Consider the following 18,138-nt stretch of genomic DNA (forward strand, 5'->3'; position numbering starts at 1 on the left):
GAATTATTTGAATATTACTTAATTTAAGAATATATGAAAACGGTTAAATCGTCAATAGTTTAAAATCATATTCAAACATTTTTTTCATCCCCCTAATTTTGTGTACACAAATGATTTACACAAAATTTCCAGACGTGCTATAGTCTCACTAACAGATGCAAAGGGGCGAAATTTCAGTGACAAAACGAAAAGATATTCATTTTCGAATTGAAGAGAAATTACTTGAAAGGTTTGAATCAGCACTCCATTACGAAGGTTTAAAGAAAACAGATGTATTAACACATGCAATCCAACAATTTTGCACAAAGGTGGAATGTGACAAAATGAATGATGTAAAACGACAATATAACGTTAGCAACCATTTACAAACACGCATCGACACACATACACATTACGAAGAAAAACACGTAGATTTAGATAAGATCGTCATTGAACATTTACACCTTCAAGGGGATGAAAACATATTAGAGGTTGGGTGCGCTAGTGGAAAATTCCTTTCCCTTTTACAAACAAATGGTCATAAAGGCCCATTAACCGGGTTTGATCAATCCGAATCTATGCTTGCTGAAGCTGCTAAAATAAATAACTTAATAGAATGGAAACGAGGGGACGCTAGTAAACTTCCTTTCGAAACAAATTGTTATGACCTAATAATTGCAAGACATATGTTATACCATGTGAAAGATGTTGAAAAAACAATTCAAGGCTTTTATAAAGTCATTCGTTCTGGCGGAACACTTTTAGCTACAACAAATTCTAAAGTTTCATTACCTCGTATAGTTGAAATGTGTAACAACATGCTTGACGCATTTGATCTACCGAAAACATCACCAGCAGTCTCTCCATTTTGTTTAGAAAATGGTAAAGAGATAGTAGCATCTGCTTTTCCAACGGTTGAAGAAACAGTTATTCATAATGCGCTCGTTTTTCATCATGCTACCCCAATAGTAAACTATATTTCCAGCATGTTTCCATCGTTAAATATACCCGATAATATGTATCTTCAAGCCGAGATGAAAGAATGGCTAACAGAAGAAATCAACAAGGAATTATCGCTCCATAACGGTATATGGCGCGATCCAAAAACGTTAGTAATTTATCGGTGTAAAAAAGCTAGCATTTGCTAGCTTTTACACGTTTTCTCGTAAAAGTTTCTCCATTACTACATTGCCTTTACCACAATAAAAATCTGTATTATGTTCGTCTGCCACTCCAAAATAAGAGGCAATCGCTATTCCAAATGGTACAAATGCATGCCCTTGTGCTGTAATGATATTTGAGTGTTGCACAACTTCTTCATACACGAAATTTTCTACTGGAAAACAATCGAATTTTTGATAATCTATAGTCGCAGTATAAGAAATCCCTTTAAATAACCCTGCTTTTGCTAGCGCATACGGTCCAGCACAAATTGCCGCCACTAATTTTTCTTGTTCGTGAAATTGACGAATGACTGAAAAAAGAGATTTCGCATCTTTCAACTGTACTTCTTCTCCACCTGGAATAAGTACCCCCTCATACTCATCTACACGTACTTCACTTACTTCTATATGTGGTTGCACTTGCAAACCTGTTTCACTTATAATCAATTCTTTTGTTAAGCCCGCTGTAATGATTTCAAATTTATTTTTCAGCAACGCCGTCGCTACTGTTATTTCAAACTCCGCAAATGTTGGGTATACAAATAAAAGTATTTTTTTCATAGCCCTCTCTCCTTTAACCAGTCCATAAAATATACCTCTAAATCGTCAACTGTTAATCTATTTGTGTCCACATAAGTTACAGGAAATTGTTTATACCAGTCTTTTTCAGTTTCTGCTAATTTAAATTGCTCCTCAAATGTACTTCTGTTTCTTGTTCTATCATTATTTTTTCTATCATATACATTCTTTTTCGTAACATCTAAGTAAAAAATCACATCCGAACGGCATTCTCTTAATTTATATAATTCATCTTTCAATTCAGTTTCTATATCCCACTCTTCTCCTATAATCGTTGGATAAAAGAGTGTAAAAAACTCAATGTCTTCTGGTCCGCGATCAAAAATTACGACTGAATCTTTCACATTTTGAAACTCCTTTATTTTTGCTTCCATAAACATTTTTTGATTCATAATAAACCCTACTTTTGAATTCATATCTAAATTCAATTTTTTTCGCTTCTCTACAATTGGATATGGATTTTCATATATAACTCGAAACCCTCTCTTTTCTAACCTTTTTGCTAATGTTGTTTTTCCGCTAGCCATCGGCCCTTGCAGTGAAATTACGTATGTCACACCTCTCATTCCCTTACACTTTAGTACACCTATAATATACAGAATCTTGAAAACTCTCAACATTATATATATCATCTTGTTTCTTATTCTTATCTAACTTATAATGAAAAATAGAGATTATGACGGACGCATCAATAATGTAAGCTTGGAAATCCAAGCTTACATTATTTTTTGCTTTCCCTTTTCTAATAAAAAGAGTATACTAGATTAGAACGTATGTTCTTAATAATTACATACAGTAAGGAGATAGAACAATGGTATACGACACAAAAGCAATTTCTTGGAATGAATCTTTAAAACAACTTCAACGCCGCTATACAAACAAACAAGTTGACCGAAAAGAATTTGAGGATATTGAACTGATGGAATTCTTCCGCGATAACGACTACATTTCTTTACCTACACACATAAGCGGCCTATCAAAAACACGTTTTACTTCTTACTCTATTTTCACAACTGAAGATAAAGATCGTAAAGTTGGCACATTAATCATTGAATATGTAGAAGATGATAATAATAATTTACATGTGGAACAACTATACTTTGTTTAAATGATAACGCTTGGTCAAAATGACCAAGCGTTCTTGCTTTCTATGAATCTCACTGTATATAATATGAATAAAAGAAAACCGCTATCATTAAGGGGGGATATGCTTGCTCGAAGGATGGTTCAGTTGGTTCATTGTATTATGGACGGTTATTTTATTAGGGCTTATGTCTATCGGTGGATACTTTATGTTCAGAAAATTTTTAAAACGTTTACCAAAAGAAGACGGCATGTCCATTTTGGATTGGGAAGAACACTACATAAATAAAACGAGACATTTATGGGCTGACGAACAAAAACAATTGTTAGAAGAGCTTGTAAGTCCTGTTCCAGAACTATTTCGCGATGTTGCAAAATCAAAGATTGCTGGAAAAATCGGGGAACTTGCATTACAAGAAAATGCCTCTCAAATTACACAAGACTTAATTATTAAAGGATATATCATTGCCACACCAAAGCGTGATCATAAATTTTTAATTAAAAAACTACAAGAAAAAAAGATTGATTATTCTAACTATCGATCTTTACTCGCAAAGTAACTTCATATTATTTTCGATAAAAAAGACAGCGCCTTTGACGCTGTCTTTTTATTTGGTACATATACAGTTTTTAAGTTAGCTTCATATCTTTTTCATTATAAAAACCATCTTCTTTTTCCATTTCCTTTTGTAATTTCGTAAAGGAACGGTACATGGCAATTCTCCATGACACAATCATCGCGAACGCCAGTAAGAAGAACATGCCACTAAGTTGTCCTAAATCAAGAGATTGGCTTAAGTATGTTTTAAATACAATCCGCACGACAAGTAATCCAATTAATATAAAAACAAAGGCTTTTGAACGCTTCAAATAAATCTCTTGTCCTCTAATTTCAAATTTAGATGTTTTAATAAGAAAAATAGAGAAAAACAAACCGACGCCAATTGCTTCTAACATTTCCGCTGGAGTTAATCGAAATTCAGGAAAAACATACATCAATGCTCCCGTGCTCATAAAAAATGGCGGAAGTATAATTTTTTTCAATGTTGCAGGTTTCTTAGCTGCTTTTAAACGAATAAACATCGCACCGACAGCCATACAAACAGCAACGATACTTGATAAAAGAACTATGTTCATATTTTCTCATCCTTTTTTGTGGCTATATGCAAAATATACTTTCATTATATGCTTTTCCGTTAGTATTTCCAACATTTTCGCAGAATAATACTAAAAACCGGTAAAACCACCAAATAAACTTGAGAAATATACGATAATTTTCGTCATCCAGTTAAAGTATAGGAAGACCCCCATAACAATCATAATATATCCTCCGACTTTCATGAAGGCCATACTATTTCTTTTAATCCAAGACATTTTCGTAATAAAGAATGACAGTACGAAAAACGGGATAGCAAATCCAAGTATGTAAGCAATCATGTAAATCATTGCTGATTCTGGGTTTGTTGCTGCTAATCCAATTACCGACACTAGAATTGGTCCGGTACATGGCGTCCACCCTGCTGCAAAGGCTAATCCAATTAGTACTGATCCAAAATAGCCACTTGGACGATTTTTAAATGTAAATTTACGGTCTTGCATTAAAAATTTCGGCTTAAACACCCCGACAATAATTAAGCCGAACACGATGATAAATATACCACCTAACTGTCTGATTAAATCTTTATAGTCAGTAAAGATTCCTCCAATAAAACTTGTACCAAATCCAATTGCAATAAATATAATTGAAAATCCAAGTAAGAAAAACGCTGTATGTATCATACTTCTTTTGCGAAGCATTGCATTTTCTTCTTTCAATTCAGAAACCGACATACCTGTTATGTACGATAAAAATGCCGGATAAAGCGGTAAGCAACATGGGGAAATAAATGATAAGAACCCGGCGCCAAACGCTAAAAAAATACTAATATCTTGCATCATTCCACTCCTCTCCCTAAATATTGTAACAAAAACACATAAAAATACTATGAACAATTCGTGAAATCACTTTTACAACGTGGCAATAAGAAAAAAGTACTTCCTCACAGTTTCTAATAAAACGTTTTCATTTCCTTCTATTATATAGAAAAAACTCAAATGGATTATGAAACTCCTTTAATTGTCATTACCATAACAAAGGTAACATAGTTTCTCAAATAATTAGCACGTTACTAGTACGTCTATATACATATTGGTTTAAAAAATATTTTTTTCAAATGCTGGCTCTATACAATGCAAAGTTGATTTTATAATACTTCTATTATTAATAATTTCAAGATTATGCATAAATATCATACTTTTATTATTATTCTATAAAATGTCATACTTTTCTTTCATTTGACCCTTTATTTCTAATTTTGTATACTTCCCTCTAGTTATATATTTTCGATACGGAACAACTTCATATAGATGGGAGGAATTTTTCATGCTTCGTTATTCTCTTTTAGTTTTATTAGGAGCGTGTAGTTATGGAATTTTAGCTATTTTTGTTAAGCTTGCATATGCAGAAGGATTTTCACTTGGAGAGGTAATTGGCAGCCAATATTTGTTCGGTTGGATTATTTTGCTTGCTATTACACTTCTATTTTCTAGACATCGCGTTCCTTTAAAGCAAGCATTACTTTTATTCGTTGCAGGAACATCTGCAAGTTTTACCGGAATTTTTTATTATGCTTCATTAAAAACTGTACCAGCTTCTATTGCAATTATTCTTTTATTCCAATTTGTTTGGGTCGGAATTATCATTGAAGCAGTCGCAACAAAAACATTACCTTCAAGAGAAAAAGTTATTTCTGTTATTTTCTTACTTGTAGGGACATTTTTATCAAGTGGTTTACTTGAACAATCAGCAGGTGCTTTCGATACGACTGGGATCATTTTAGGTTTATTATCTGCTGTTACATTCGCAACATACATTTTCGTGAGCGGAAAAGTTGCTGTTGAAGTACCTTCATTACCGCGCGGTGTTCTCTTAATGACTGGTGCTTTAACTTTAGTCATGATTGTATTCCCACCAACATTTATTTTTAATGGTGCCATTTCTCAAGGTCTTTGGAAATACGGTTTAGGATTAGGAACATTTAGTATCGTAATTCCATCTATTGCCTTTACAATCGGTATTCCAAAAATCGGTTCTGGCTTAGCAACTATTCTTGGTGCAGCGGAACTACCAGTTACAACAATTATGTCCGTATTCGTTTTAAAAGAGGCTGTACTATCTTCACAATGGTTCGGTGTATCACTTATTTTAATCGGGATTGCAATCCCGCAAATTGCATACGCAATGCGTGGACGTTATCGTAAACATCATACGCATAAAAAAGTCGCAGCATAAAGTGAAACTTTAATTAGTTGAACCAATCGGACTGCCCATTAATACGGGATAAACGAGAGAGGATTTTCATTTGAGAATCCTCTCTTTTATTGTTGTATACTTATGATAAATATTTTGCTGAAGAAAGAAGGCATACTACATGGTATCTATTTCAAATCAACTAAAAGAAAAACTTATTTCCATCCGTCGACATTTACATGAGTATCCAGAACTATCATATGAAGAGTTCGAAACAACAAAAGCAATAAAAAATTGGTTAGAAGAAAAAAACATTACTATCATTGACTCCAATTTAGAAACAGGAATTATCGCTGAAGTGTCTGGTAATAAAAACGGGCCAATTGTAGCAGTTCGTGCTGATATTGATGCCCTTCCTATTCAAGAAGAAACACATTTGTCCTATGCATCTAAAGTACGAGGGAAAATGCATGCTTGTGGACACGATTTTCATACAGCTGCCATTTTAGGTACTGCTTTCTTATTAAAAGAAAGAGAATCTTCCCTAAATGGAACGGTTCGCTTCATATTCCAACCAGCTGAAGAAAGTAGTAATGGCGCTTGCAAAGTTATTGATGCTGGACATTTACGTAATGTGCAAGCGATTTTCGGCATGCATAATAAACCTGATTTACCAGTAGGTACAATTGGCATTAAAGATGGTCCACTGATGGCTGGAGTTGATCGATTTGAAATTGAAATTCACGGAGTTGGTACACACGCGGCTGTACCAGATGCTGGCGTAGATCCTATTGTTGCATCCTCTCAAATTGTGATGGCACTGCAAACAATTGTAAGCCGAAATATAAGTTCATCTCATAATGCAGTTGTTAGTGTTACAAATATTCACGCAGGAAATACGTGGAACGTGATTCCTGAAAAAGCTACGTTAGAAGGAACGATTCGCACGTTCCAAGCTGAAACACGTGAAAAGATTCCAGCACTCATGGAGCGTATTATTAAAGGTGTATCTGATGCATTAGGTGTAAAAACGAAATTCCGTTTTTATTCAGGTCCTCCTGCTGTTCACAACGATAAAGCTCTTACAGACTTATCTACTCAAGTTGCCACAAAGATGAATCTTAATATCATCTCGCCTAGTCTATCAATGGCTGGAGAAGATTTCTCATTTTACCAACAGGAAATACCAGGTTCATTCGTCTTTATGGGAACGAGCGGTACACATGAATGGCATCATCCTGCTTTTACAATTAATGAAGAGGCACTGCCTATAAGTGCAGAATACTTTGCTTTACTAGCCGAAAGAGCACTTAAACAATTCTCATAAAAAAAAGCCGTTCAAAGTGCATCTCAGCACCCTGAACGGCTTTTCTTATTAAGTTAAATCACGTTTTAAAAACACAGTATATGAAATACATAAAAATACGAACAAATAAAGTAGCAACATACATGATGCAAACGGGAATGTTACTCCATCAATAAAACTTCCGTTCTTTGAAATACTATATAAATCTGTGTTTGCTGGCAATAAATATTTCGCCCAGTTATATCTAGTGGCTGCTAATAACGCAATATTGCCTGATAAAGCAAGGAATAGTGAAATACCAATTGCACCTCCACTAGATCTCGTTAACACAGAAATCATAAATGCAAACGATGCGTACACAACCGTTGGTAACCACGATAAAACATAATATTTACTTGCTTCTACAAAAATGTTTTGTTTTATTATATTTCCATCTTGGAAAATAAACTCACTCCATGCAGGCTGTTGGAATTTATAAATAACAAGTCCACATAAAGCGGAGAAGATCATATTAAATATAAATAATAAAGCTGCAAATATAACGATTGCTAAAAATTTTGCTGTTAAAATTTTAAAGCGACTCGCTGGTCGTATCGTTAAAAATTTATATGTTCCCCAGCTATATTCATTCGCAAAAATTGTACTTGCATACACGAGGATAAATGGGAGCAAAATTGGAAATACGATAAAACCTGTATCTCTCATGAAAGAAAGTGGAGAACTGCTTGCCGGTGCTGTATCCGTATCTAAATGCTTCATCTTAAGCTGGTATTCTTTTACAAGCTCATCCCCTGATTTTTCTGCTAAAATAGCTTCTTTTTTCATGCCAAGCTTTTTCTCAATTTCTACAGTTCGTTCTGTATAATCTACTTTCCATCCTTTTGTTTCCGGTTCAAAATACTTTACCGTAACCCATCCTAATCCGATTATTAATACTGCAATAACTGCAAATGGAATAATCGTTCGCTTCCGCTTAAATATTTTATACAGTTCGTTATATACTAAATTAAACAATATCTTTTCCCCCTGTTAATTCTAAAAATTGCTCTTCTAACGTTTTTCTTTCTTCATATACACGATACACTTGAATATTTTTCTCAAGCAATGTACGAATAACATTTGGGATTTCTTCATCTTTTACATTAATAAGTAATTCATTATCTTTTACTAAAACATCATGCCCTAATATTTCTGCTGCTTTATTCGCATCATCTACACGTATACGGATCGTCTCCATCTCTTCGCTTTGGCTATGCTGAATATTTTGCGTAGCCACATATTCCCCGTGCTGAATAATGATAACTCTGTCACACATTAATTCAACTTCTGAAAGTAAGTGACTTGATACAAGTACAGCTTTTCCTTGTTCATGTGCAATTTTTTTTATGTACATTCTCATTTCATGTATTCCACTAGGGTCTAATCCATTTGTCGGTTCATCTAGTATCAACACGTCTGGATCGTGAATAAGTGCCTGAGCGATTCCTAAACGTTGTCTCATGCCGAGTGAATACGCTTTTACTTTGCGATCAATTACTTGTCCCATCCCTAACAATTTCACTACTTCATCGATACGTTCTTCGGTCACATTACCATTCATTCGTCCGAAATATGTTAAATTTTCATAGCCGCTCAAAAAAGGATAAAATTCAGGTGTCTCAATTACCGCTCCAATTTTCGCAGCTGTTTTTTCGAATTGCTGTTTCACAGATTGACCATCAATCCATACTTCACCTTCTGTCATACGGATCATACCAACCATCATTCTCATTAAAGTCGTTTTTCCAGCACCGTTTGGTCCGAGTAAACCGACAACCTCGCCTTTTTTCACTTCAAAACTAATATTTTGTACAAGTGTCTTTGATCCGATTCGCTTCGTTAACCGATCGACTTTTACAATTGATTGTTCATTTGTCATTCTATACAACCTTTCCTTCCCATTCTTTGTCAGGTCTTTTCACTGTAACATGATTATTTTTATGTGTAAAATGGAAAAAGGCATGATTTCTCATGCCTTTTTCTTGAAATGCAACGAATTTTTATCTTGTAAACTTTGAACAAATCGAAAACATTGCACCATCGATAATAGAAGGATAACAATCATAATTATACTCACTACTACTATTGCATATATTGTAATCGGTGCACTATTTATCCCTTGTATTCCTGCTATTCTTATAAAAATAATCGTAAATAATTTTAAAAATAACATCCCATTAACTAATCCAAAAACAAACGCTGCTCCATAAATGAATAATTGCTCCTGACATAATAAACATAGTACTTCTTTTCTTTTTATATTTTCTGCTACATAAGATGTAAACTCCTCTCTCCTCACTAGCAAAAGGGAGTACATCATTTTATATGTAGTAAAAATACATATGAAAATTAGTACAATAAACAGTGTGTAAAAATACATTTGAAATACAAATGCATCCCCTACTTTCAAAATAGCTCCTTCATTAAATTGTAACGATATCATAAAAAACAAAATCATAATACTCATAGCAATCCACATAAATTGCTTCATCCTTTTGGTAGCAAATGTTCTTATATTTTTTCTCGCTAACCGACATAAAGACATAAAATTCTTCCCCTACCTTATTACATACGCATTCTATACTACTAGTGTATAAAAATATGACATTTTAAACATCGCACTACAATCGGAATTTCTTCTAAGTCTTTAGTCCTAGAAAACGAAATGATAAAAAATCACATTTAGAATATAATTGTAAAAAGGAGGAGATTGCATGCGTATAAAATTACTATCAATCTTGTTTTTATTATTACTCACAAGTTGTAGCCAAATAAAAAACAATGAAGTTGCCATTGTTGAGCCATACAAATTAACAAAAGAGCAAGCTTCTATTTTACAAATGACTCCTTTTCAAGAAGGAAATAGCATGTTTTATAACGTTACGCTTAAAAATGATAAAGATGAAATAAATGCTACAATTGATTATTATAACAATGGTAAAAAAACAAAAGAAATTGCTAATATAGCTACCTCACATTTTTCAAAAAAGAAAGTAAAGCTTTCTTTTTTACCACCACATTTCCAATTCGATAAAGATATACAAGAAAAAAGGCAGTGGTATATGAATATTGAAGGTGCTTCAACGCTTGTTCATGAAGAAGCACCACCAAGCGTAAATAGCTCCGCAACTACTACAATCCAATCTATAAAAAATTTAAAATACAATCAAAAAACAATTTTAGCTGCTGTAATCCAAACAAGTAAAGAAACTGTAAGCGTTCCTACCATTGGTGAAGAAACAGGTATTGATCTACTCTTAAAAGAAAATGAACACGTTTATCTATTCAGTATCGAGCTAAAAAAAGAACAATAAAGCGGAAATGCAACTTAAGTTGCATTTCCGCTTTATTGTTTAATAAGGTGTACTTTTATGGATTTGAATTAAATCCATATTCTGTTACTACTATTGCTCATCCTCTACTTCTATTCTTTTCTTCTCTCTTGCAATTTTTAAAAACTCTAGCAGCTCTGGATTACTATTCATTTTTTTGTAAGCCACTGACATTTCTGCCACAAAATTAGAATCATATAATTCTTTATATACAACTTCTGTTTTATATAACTTATTTGCCGATACGGGTATTACTGTAATTCCAATCCCTGCCGCTACAAGCCCCATAACTGTTTGATACTCTGTTGCTTCTTGTACAATACGTGGACTAAATCCAACTTCTCTGCAAAGAGATAAAATTGTATCATACAAAGCTGGCCATACTGGTCTCGTAATAAATACAAACGGCTCATCTCGTAAATCTTCTATATGTATTTCATCTTTCTCTGCAAGTGGATGTGCCTTTGGTAAACATAAGGTACAAGATAACCTTTGAATTGGCTCTAATTCTAATAATTGTGTTGGAATTGGTGGACGTAAAAAGCCAATATCAATACGGTTATCATGAAGTGCATGAACTTGATCTGGTGTTGACAATTCATGTAATGCAACAGACACTCTCGGAAATTTCTTTCTATATTCCCTAACAATTGATGGTAAAATATCATATATCGCCGCACCTACAAAACCAATTGAAAGTGATCCTACTTCTCCCCTTTGCGCACTTTGTGCAACTTCTACTGCTTTTTCAATTTGTTCAAACGCTTTTTTTACTTCTTTTAAAAACATTTCTCCTGCTTCTGTTAGTTCAACCTTTCTTTTCGTTCTTGAAAATAATGTAACTCCCATTTCTTTTTCTAATTGCTGTATTTGTTGACTAAGTGGTGGTTGTGTCATTTGTAAACGAGCAGCTGCCCGTCCAAAGTGTAACTCTTCTGCCACAACAACAAAATATTGCAAATGCCGTAATTCCATTTTTGGACACCCTTTTCACTTTCGATTAATATGTCTAATATATTAATAACATATAATTTATATATTAGACAAATATTTTGAATGAACGTATAGTAGAAATTGTTAATTCTTTTTTACAATTTTTATGTAAAAAAAGAAAGAGGTGGTTACTGTATGAAATGGTGGAAGTTAAGCGGACAAATTTTATTACTATTTTGTTTCGCTTGGACAGGTGAATGGATTGCAAAACAGGCACACCTCCCAGTTCCAGGAAGTATAATCGGTATTTTTTTATTATTAATTTCGTTAAAATTTAACCTAGTTAAAAAAGAATGGATACAGGACGGAGCAGATTTTTTATTAAAAGAACTTATTTTATTTTTCATCCCTTCTGCAGTCGCTGTCATACGTTACAGAGATACACTAACACAATATGGAATCGATCTCATTTTAATTATTATGATTAGCACTCTTTGCGTTACCTTAGTTACAGGACTTTTAACAGAATTGCTACTAAAGCGGAAAGGATCAACGCAATGATCGGATTTCTTTGTTTACTATTAACACTATTCACATATTGGATATCAAAAAAAATGTATCAACGTTGGAATTGGAGTCTACTTTCTCCTCTTCTCGTCTGTCCCATTATTTTAATTGCTTTATTGCTCGGATTAGATACACCTTATGAAACATATGAATCTGGTGGTCACTGGTTAACTGAATTATTAAAGCCCGCAACAGTTGCTTTTGCATGGCCAATCTATAAATATTTTGATTTATTAAAGAAACATGGAATGGCTATCTTACTTAATGTCATTGTCGGTTCGTTTTTATCAGTCATTACTTCAGCACTACTAGCAAATTATTTTCAAATTGATTCATCACTAGAACATAGTTTAGCGCCACATATCGTAACAACACCAATCGCAATGGCTATTTCAGAAATGATTGGTGGTATGTCACAATTAACTGCTGTATTTGTCGTTTTAACTGCCTTAACAGGAGCATTGCTCGGTCCTTCTCTCATACGCATTTGCCGCATTAAAACAGCAATCGCAAAAGGTATTATGTTAGGAACGAGCGCAAATGGAACCGGTACATCAAAAGCATTCGAAATCGGTCCTGTGGAAGGAACAATTGCAAGTTTATCCATGCTTTTAACAGCAGGCGCTAGTTTAGTTATCGTTCCGCTTTTCTTGTCTTGGATACATTAAAGAAGCAAGTATTTACATACTTGCTTCTTTATCTATATATTGGCACAGCAATTCATAATCCTCTGGAAAAGCTAAACACAATTGTTCAACTTCATGTATCCCTTTCCAAGCAATTTCATGTATTAACTCATCAGGATCTTGGATTTTCATATTACCGCCTATTTGTTTAACAAAATAATAATGGACATACACTGGAACACCGTATGTAATACCCTCTTTTTCATATATTTTATTTACCACTTCCACATTGTAACCTGTTTCTTCCCAAACTTCCCTGATACAACATTCTTCTAGTGTCTCTCCCTTTTCAAGTCCTCCACTTGGGACAGACCATCTTTTTTCTTCTCCCTCTTTGCCCTGCAGTACCATTAAAACTTCATTTCTTTCATTTACACATACCGCTGCACTACCTATCCATCTCTCCATAAACATCCCTCCCCTACTAAAATTCGCCCTCTTTTTTATTTTCCCCTTGAAAAAAGAGGAAAATAATAAAACAATGACGAAAAATTACATCAACTTCATAGACAATCCTTTTTTAGAAATTAAAACTGGAAGGATGAAAATATGATTTCTAATTATGTTGTGGAATGTGTCTTTTGTGAAGAAAATCGAAAGGCTCGCCAAGCTATTGTCACAGTTCCCGCGACTACTCAGCTACTAGCCATTGAAAAAGTGCGTGCGGAATGCAAACGTCGCTTCGGAAAAACTGTATTATTACAAACAGAAATTAAAGAAAAAATTGTTTTTGAACAAAAAGAAAGCCGACCATAAATTGGTCAGCTTTCTTATCCGATCATATTTTCACATGAAGATTAGGGGCATCCTCTTTAAGGATCGGGATTTTCCCATTATGTACGTTCCATAATGGTCATCGAACAATATATTTCTATGCAATTAACTATTGAATAGAATAGGGCAAAACTTGTTCGCATTTTTAGAAAAGGGATAGGGATATAATTCAAGTAGTACTTCGAATACTCGAACTTTACACTCATAATATTAAAACAAATCCTTTTATATGGGAAATATGAATTACCTACATAATTCATTCGTAAAATATATTAATAGTTTGCTATATTAATTTTATCCCGCTATTTGTAAGCAGTAACCCCCTACTGATTATAATTTCACTTTATTCCATCAATAGCATACACCCAGCTAAAACCGGTGTCATAATCATCGAAAACCTCAAAAGCGTTCGCGGTGCATAATTTGTAAACTTCGCGCCAATGTATGCCCCTAACATGGTCCCAATTAATACTTGCAATAACAATATATAATCTAAATATCCTTCCGAACTATATCCTATCCCGCCTCCAATTGCAATCGGTAATATAACAAGCATTGTTGTCCCTACAGATTGCTGAATCGTTAATCCCAATAGAACTATTAATCCAAGTTGAATAAACGGTGCAGAACCAATCCCAAATGAACCAGCCATCATTCCAGTAACTAATCCAAGGCATACACATTTCAACAAGTAGTTCACGGAAAACTCTTTATGTTTATATAAAGACGACTTTTCTTTGTTTTGGAACATAATTAATTTAATAAACATAAAAATTGCCGATAAAAATAACATCCCAGCTGTAAACCAATGAAGAAGATGTGCTGGTATAAGTGAACCAAATTTAGAACCAATATAAGAGCCAATTGCGCCAAATCCCCCAACAATCCCGCCTATAATAAGTGCAACATTGCCTTCACGGTAATGACTTACAACACCTGATAATGTCGTAAATGCCATTGCAGTTAAAGATGTTGCAAGAGCAACATGAATAGGAATTTGGAATACTAAAGTGAGTATCGCGATAATAAACCCAGCTCCTCCAGCTCCAACAAATCCTAATAAAATACCCATTACTAACATTGTTATAATTATTGCCACAGACTTTCCCTCCAGTAACACAATTATCCATCATATTTATGCTTACATACAAATAAAAAGCATCCTAGATGGATGCTTTTTATTTCAATGATATGTACTTAATCTTGATTAATCAAAATAACCGCTGGACCAGCTACTACTACTCCAGCTACTTCTATTTTTTCAAATTCCTTTACTGTAATAGATATAACTCCTTCTCTTTCCATCAATTCTTTACTCAGGACATCAGTCGGGATTGCTTTCACCGTCTTACCTCCTTTTCATTTATACAATATGATAAAGTGAAACTTTCATCAGTGGGGTTTTGGTCCGTACTTATTGATTATTAACCCTCACCAATCGGGCGAATAATCGCCCAATGCATCTATATATATGCATCACCTCCGCTTTCATTCCTTATTCCACTCAAAAACCTTCTCCCCCTTCCTTGACATATTGAAAAATAAAAAAGAAGCTATAACATATAGCTTCCCTCCACGTTTCTTTAATCTTTATGCACCGTATATTCCATGACTTTACCATCTCTATCAAATTGTAAAATAAGCTGTTCGCTATCTATTGGAATAAAGCCACGTTCAGTCCCAAGATAATACAAAGTGATGACTCCTTCTTCCCCACTTCTCGTTTCCGTTGGGGCTCCTAACAATTGTGTAATTTCTTCATTTGATTTCCCTATTAATTTATATTTTTGTAATAGATCATCTACCATATGTACCCGCTTATCTGCATGATTTAACCATCTATTTTGATTAAACTTTGATGTATATTCATTTACACTTAGTTGTACAGTGCACACTATTAATGGTATGAGTGCTACTATTAACCCCCCCAACATTTGCTTCTTTTCTTCATTACGATTTTTAGAAACATATAAAATAGCCCTTTGAATCATGACTAATAAAACAAATGGTATGAATACTACAAAAATGCTACTTACACTTAAGGGTATATGGACCATATCAATGACGAATATAAATACAATGTACATTACTATATATAAACAAAAAGAGACATACAAAATGCCACGTAGCATAGCGTTCAGAAAGATCTCCCCTTTTAACTCACTATATAATTCATCCGGCTAATCATTTCTTGAATCTGTTCTAATTCTTGCACTGTATATACTACTTCCCCTGCTAATATTTCATTTCTAAAGAACGTTACAATTTGCTCCCGATCTTTTAATCTAGGTGTTTCCTCACTAGAAAGGTCTACTATTTCTTTTCCATTTTTATTATAAAAATATACAACTGGTTTTACTTTTTCTTTTATACTATTAGCCTGCATTTCTTTCAAACCACTGTATAAAATTTGAGATAGTTTCTTCGCCCTATATACTGGATTCCCTTCATTTTTCACTTGTATAGTTGACGAATCTTTACCTACTATATATTCAAATGTCTCTTCTTTTTCAACTTCTTGTTGATACTTACCCATTTCATCAATCATAAATGAATATATACCAGCATTTTCTTTCGTTAAACCATGAATTAATTTCTCTTCCCATTCTTTCGTCTCAAGTAGATAAATACCAGTTTTGCACAAGATGAGATGATGGATTCGATTATCGTTTATTTCACTATTATTTTTAATAAAAACATTCGGCATGATTTGAATTTCAGCATCTAATATGGTGCCTTGCTCTATGAATCCTCGTTTCATATAATGTAATGTTTCGTACGTATTCATTTCAGCGCCGTTTTTAGTATATTCTCGTAGATTTGCAATTAGTTTTTGAAACATATGTATTTCGTTATTATGCTTATTTTGCATTTCACTACGTTCTTTACTATGCTGCACAGCTAATTGATTTTTCATCATACGCATATTTTCAATTTCTCTATTTGCACTTACTTGTAAATCATTGTATTTTTTCTGTTCCATATTTTTCAAATTATTTTGTTGTTCTTTATGCTCTATCACCGTAGCTGCAATTTCATTTTTATACGTTTCAATCGCTTGTTTCTTTTCAAATTCTACTTGCTGACTCTCTGATTCTAACTGTTTATTTTTATAAAACAGCACAAATACTACAGCTAATAATATTAAAACCGTACCTATTAGCACATAATTCATATTTTTACCCCTTTATTTCATTATCGATTATTTTTTATAAATATATCTATTATAGTATACTATGGTTTCGATATAGACTTTGTAAAAGTTGTATATTTTTAATAAAAGGCACCTCTGACGGGGCACCTTTTATTTTCACTCTATTGTACACCATACTGAATATAACTTGGATCGTAGTATATCCATTGATTTGTCCCTAAGCAAAGCCATCCATCTTGCTTACTCCATACTCGATACGATTCACCATGATGTAACTGTCTTATAACATTTCCATTTAATGATGGAGCATCACGCAAATTTACATTATCACCAGTAATAGTCGCCACATAATGTTTATACTGAATATAACTCGGATCATTATATACCCACTGATTTGTCCCTAAACAAAGCCATCCATCTTGTTCTCCCCAAACTTCATATGTTTCGCCACGATTCAATTGGCGAATTACACTAGACTGCAAAGATGGTCCACTTCTCAAATTCACATTATCTCCATTAATTATAGCAACCCCGTACACTGGAGTTGCATTATTAGGCGGGGAAACATTACCTCCACCACTTGCTCCATTCCCTTTTAAAGCTTCTAATGAAACTGCAGCTGATACATCACAATTTCCTACGCCTGAAATTTGTCCAGAATCTGTGTACTGCCACGCTGTCCACGTTGTCCATCCACCAGCATCAGCAGGCGGTGTACTCGAGTATTTAGCAATCCAAAGCGGTATATCACTTAATCCGCTAATTCCGAACTCATTAATATACCAAACTCCTGTATATAACATTACATCTTTTCCAGTAGCCTGTTTCACATAATTTATGAAGCTTCTTGCCCAATTCGATATAGCGTTACCAGTTAAATTATTGTTACTCGGATCTGTTGGTGATTCTAAATCCAGAACTGGCATTAAGTCTGTCTGGTTATTTTGTAATATACTCACAAAATATTTTGCCTCTGAAATTGCATCATTTTGTTCTGGGCGCGCAAAATGGTATGCACCAATTAATACATTCGCATTTCGTGCTGCTTGTACATTCTTAGTAAAAGTAGGATCAATGTAGTTTACACCTTCTGTCGCTTTTGCATACGCTGCTGGAATTCCAGATGCCTTCACTGCATTCCAATCAATATTCCCTTCCCAATGAGACACATCAATAAACGTAACATTTGAACTTGATCTGTTTTGCATATAAAATCTCCTATCATTTTTTTACTTCGTATACATACAATATGTA

General features: G+C 33.8%; 23 protein-coding genes and 1 pseudogene. 9 read left to right on the forward strand and 15 right to left on the reverse strand.

Going from position 1 to position 18,138, the window contains the following annotated elements; genetic code table 11:
• Positions 1–176 precede the first annotated feature (176 nt).
• Positions 177–1,127: a class I SAM-dependent methyltransferase gene (locus ACTL4X_RS18590; RefSeq protein ID WP_441394939.1), complete on the forward strand. Its 951-nt coding sequence runs from the start codon at positions 177–179 to the stop codon at positions 1,125–1,127.
• 3 nt (positions 1,128–1,130) lie between these two features.
• On the opposite strand, the gene ACTL4X_RS18595 is transcribed toward ACTL4X_RS18590, so the two are convergent.
• Together ACTL4X_RS18595 and ACTL4X_RS18600 are read right to left on the reverse strand one after the other, a co-directional pair.
• Entirely contained in the window at positions 1,131–1,703 is a 573-nt protein-coding gene (locus tag ACTL4X_RS18595) for a DJ-1/PfpI family protein (protein ID WP_000722200.1), read from the reverse strand.
• A complete protein-coding gene (locus tag ACTL4X_RS18600) occupies positions 1,700–2,287 on the reverse strand; it encodes an AAA family ATPase (RefSeq protein WP_002041639.1) in 588 nt (195 codons plus the stop codon). The genes ACTL4X_RS18595 and ACTL4X_RS18600 overlap by 4 nt, the downstream gene beginning before the upstream one ends.
• A gap of 245 nt (positions 2,288–2,532) precedes the next feature.
• On the opposite strand from ACTL4X_RS18600, the gene ACTL4X_RS18605 reads away from it, so the two are divergent.
• The gene (locus tag ACTL4X_RS18605; protein ID WP_000262401.1) at positions 2,533–2,829 is read left to right on the forward strand and encodes a hypothetical protein; all 297 of its coding nucleotides are present in this window, start codon (positions 2,533–2,535) and stop codon (positions 2,827–2,829) included.
• Positions 2,830–2,932: 103 nt separating this feature from the next.
• A complete protein-coding gene (locus tag ACTL4X_RS18610; protein WP_000889373.1) occupies positions 2,933–3,364 on the forward strand; it encodes a DUF2621 domain-containing protein in 432 nt (143 codons plus the stop codon).
• Between the two features lie 70 nt (positions 3,365–3,434).
• Here the strand turns inward: ACTL4X_RS18610 and ACTL4X_RS18615 are convergent, their stop codons facing one another.
• The 3 genes and pseudogenes from ACTL4X_RS18615 to ACTL4X_RS18625 all read right to left on the reverse strand — a co-directional run bounded on the left by ACTL4X_RS18615 (position 3,435) and on the right by ACTL4X_RS18625 (position 4,904).
• Positions 3,435–3,941 carry a CcdC family protein gene (locus ACTL4X_RS18615; RefSeq protein WP_001028439.1) on the reverse strand — a complete coding sequence of 169 codons (507 nt, stop codon included), beginning with the start codon at positions 3,939–3,941 and terminating at the stop codon, positions 3,435–3,437.
• Positions 3,942–4,031: 90 nt separating this feature from the next.
• Entirely contained in the window at positions 4,032–4,739 is a 708-nt protein-coding gene (gene ccdA / locus ACTL4X_RS18620) for a cytochrome c-type biogenesis protein CcdA (RefSeq protein ID WP_001152676.1), read from the reverse strand.
• Positions 4,740–4,755: 16 nt separating this feature from the next.
• A pseudogene (locus ACTL4X_RS18625) lies at positions 4,756–4,904 on the reverse strand (peptidase T).
• Between the two features lie 322 nt (positions 4,905–5,226).
• On the opposite strand from ACTL4X_RS18625, the gene ACTL4X_RS18630 reads away from it, so the two are divergent.
• On the forward strand, positions 5,227–6,135 hold the full coding sequence (locus tag ACTL4X_RS18630) for an EamA family transporter (RefSeq protein WP_000947043.1): 909 nt from the start codon (positions 5,227–5,229) through the stop codon (positions 6,133–6,135).
• A 139-nt stretch (positions 6,136–6,274) separates the two neighbouring features.
• Entirely contained in the window at positions 6,275–7,420 is a 1,146-nt protein-coding gene (locus tag ACTL4X_RS18635) for a M20 peptidase aminoacylase family protein (RefSeq protein WP_000253675.1), read from the forward strand.
• Between the two features lie 48 nt (positions 7,421–7,468).
• On the opposite strand, the gene ACTL4X_RS18640 is transcribed toward ACTL4X_RS18635, so the two are convergent.
• The 3 genes from ACTL4X_RS18640 to ACTL4X_RS18650 form a co-directional block, all read right to left on the reverse strand.
• Positions 7,469–8,413, reverse strand: a complete 945-nt coding sequence (locus ACTL4X_RS18640; protein ID WP_000482759.1) for an ABC transporter permease — start codon at positions 8,411–8,413, stop codon at positions 7,469–7,471.
• A complete protein-coding gene (locus tag ACTL4X_RS18645) occupies positions 8,406–9,317 on the reverse strand; it encodes an ABC transporter ATP-binding protein (RefSeq protein WP_000180622.1) in 912 nt (303 codons plus the stop codon). The genes ACTL4X_RS18640 and ACTL4X_RS18645 overlap by 8 nt, the downstream gene beginning before the upstream one ends.
• 90 nt (positions 9,318–9,407) lie before the next feature.
• Complete coding sequence (locus tag ACTL4X_RS18650) at positions 9,408–9,983, reverse strand: ABC transporter permease (RefSeq protein ID WP_000050617.1); 576 nt, start codon at positions 9,981–9,983, stop codon at positions 9,408–9,410.
• Positions 9,984–10,152: 169 nt separating this feature from the next.
• On the opposite strand from ACTL4X_RS18650, the gene ACTL4X_RS18655 reads away from it, so the two are divergent.
• The gene (locus ACTL4X_RS18655; RefSeq protein ID WP_151639676.1) at positions 10,153–10,752 is read left to right on the forward strand and encodes a histidine kinase; all 600 of its coding nucleotides are present in this window, start codon (positions 10,153–10,155) and stop codon (positions 10,750–10,752) included.
• A 90-nt stretch (positions 10,753–10,842) separates the two neighbouring features.
• Here ACTL4X_RS18655 and alsR read toward each other — a convergent pair whose 3' ends face one another.
• Positions 10,843–11,745: an acetoin biosynthesis transcriptional regulator AlsR gene (gene alsR / locus ACTL4X_RS18660; protein ID WP_000423235.1), complete on the reverse strand. Its 903-nt coding sequence runs from the start codon at positions 11,743–11,745 to the stop codon at positions 10,843–10,845.
• A 153-nt stretch (positions 11,746–11,898) separates the two neighbouring features.
• Between alsR and ACTL4X_RS18665 the strand changes: the two genes are divergently transcribed.
• Positions 11,899–12,264 (forward strand): CidA/LrgA family holin-like protein, encoded by a 366-nt coding sequence (locus ACTL4X_RS18665; RefSeq protein WP_000872365.1) that lies wholly within the window; start codon positions 11,899–11,901, stop codon positions 12,262–12,264.
• Positions 12,261–12,938, forward strand: coding sequence for an LrgB family protein (locus ACTL4X_RS18670; RefSeq protein ID WP_000578954.1), 678 nt, complete (start codon positions 12,261–12,263; stop codon positions 12,936–12,938). Before ACTL4X_RS18665 ends, ACTL4X_RS18670 begins: the two co-directional genes overlap by 4 nt.
• Before the next feature lie 12 nt (positions 12,939–12,950).
• Here the strand turns inward: ACTL4X_RS18670 and ACTL4X_RS18675 are convergent, their stop codons facing one another.
• Positions 12,951–13,364, reverse strand: coding sequence for an NUDIX hydrolase (locus ACTL4X_RS18675; protein ID WP_000442982.1), 414 nt, complete (start codon positions 13,362–13,364; stop codon positions 12,951–12,953).
• 141 nt (positions 13,365–13,505) lie between these two features.
• On the opposite strand from ACTL4X_RS18675, the gene ACTL4X_RS18680 reads away from it, so the two are divergent.
• Positions 13,506–13,712: a DUF3903 domain-containing protein gene (locus tag ACTL4X_RS18680; protein ID WP_000625222.1), complete on the forward strand. Its 207-nt coding sequence runs from the start codon at positions 13,506–13,508 to the stop codon at positions 13,710–13,712.
• Positions 13,713–14,073: 361 nt separating this feature from the next.
• Here the strand turns inward: ACTL4X_RS18680 and ACTL4X_RS18685 are convergent, their stop codons facing one another.
• The 5 genes from ACTL4X_RS18685 to ACTL4X_RS18705 form a co-directional block, all read right to left on the reverse strand.
• On the reverse strand, positions 14,074–14,829 hold the full coding sequence (locus ACTL4X_RS18685; RefSeq protein ID WP_000974666.1) for a sulfite exporter TauE/SafE family protein: 756 nt from the start codon (positions 14,827–14,829) through the stop codon (positions 14,074–14,076).
• A gap of 98 nt (positions 14,830–14,927) precedes the next feature.
• A complete protein-coding gene (locus ACTL4X_RS18690) occupies positions 14,928–15,074 on the reverse strand; it encodes a BC1881 family protein (protein WP_000644411.1) in 147 nt (48 codons plus the stop codon).
• A 239-nt stretch (positions 15,075–15,313) separates the two neighbouring features.
• Positions 15,314–15,862 (reverse strand): hypothetical protein, encoded by a 549-nt coding sequence (locus tag ACTL4X_RS18695; protein WP_074555573.1) that lies wholly within the window; start codon positions 15,860–15,862, stop codon positions 15,314–15,316.
• A 23-nt stretch (positions 15,863–15,885) separates the two neighbouring features.
• The gene (locus tag ACTL4X_RS18700; protein ID WP_001110284.1) at positions 15,886–16,905 is read right to left on the reverse strand and encodes an NERD domain-containing protein; all 1,020 of its coding nucleotides are present in this window, start codon (positions 16,903–16,905) and stop codon (positions 15,886–15,888) included.
• A 140-nt stretch (positions 16,906–17,045) separates the two neighbouring features.
• Positions 17,046–18,092, reverse strand: coding sequence for a GH25 family lysozyme (locus tag ACTL4X_RS18705; RefSeq protein WP_001181396.1), 1,047 nt, complete (start codon positions 18,090–18,092; stop codon positions 17,046–17,048).
• Between the last annotated feature and the right edge of the window lie 46 nt (positions 18,093–18,138).

It is taken from the genome of Bacillus sp. RE35 (assembly GCF_052146655.1).
Taxonomy (GTDB): Bacteria; Bacillota; Bacilli; order Bacillales; family Bacillaceae_G; genus Bacillus_A; species Bacillus_A cereus.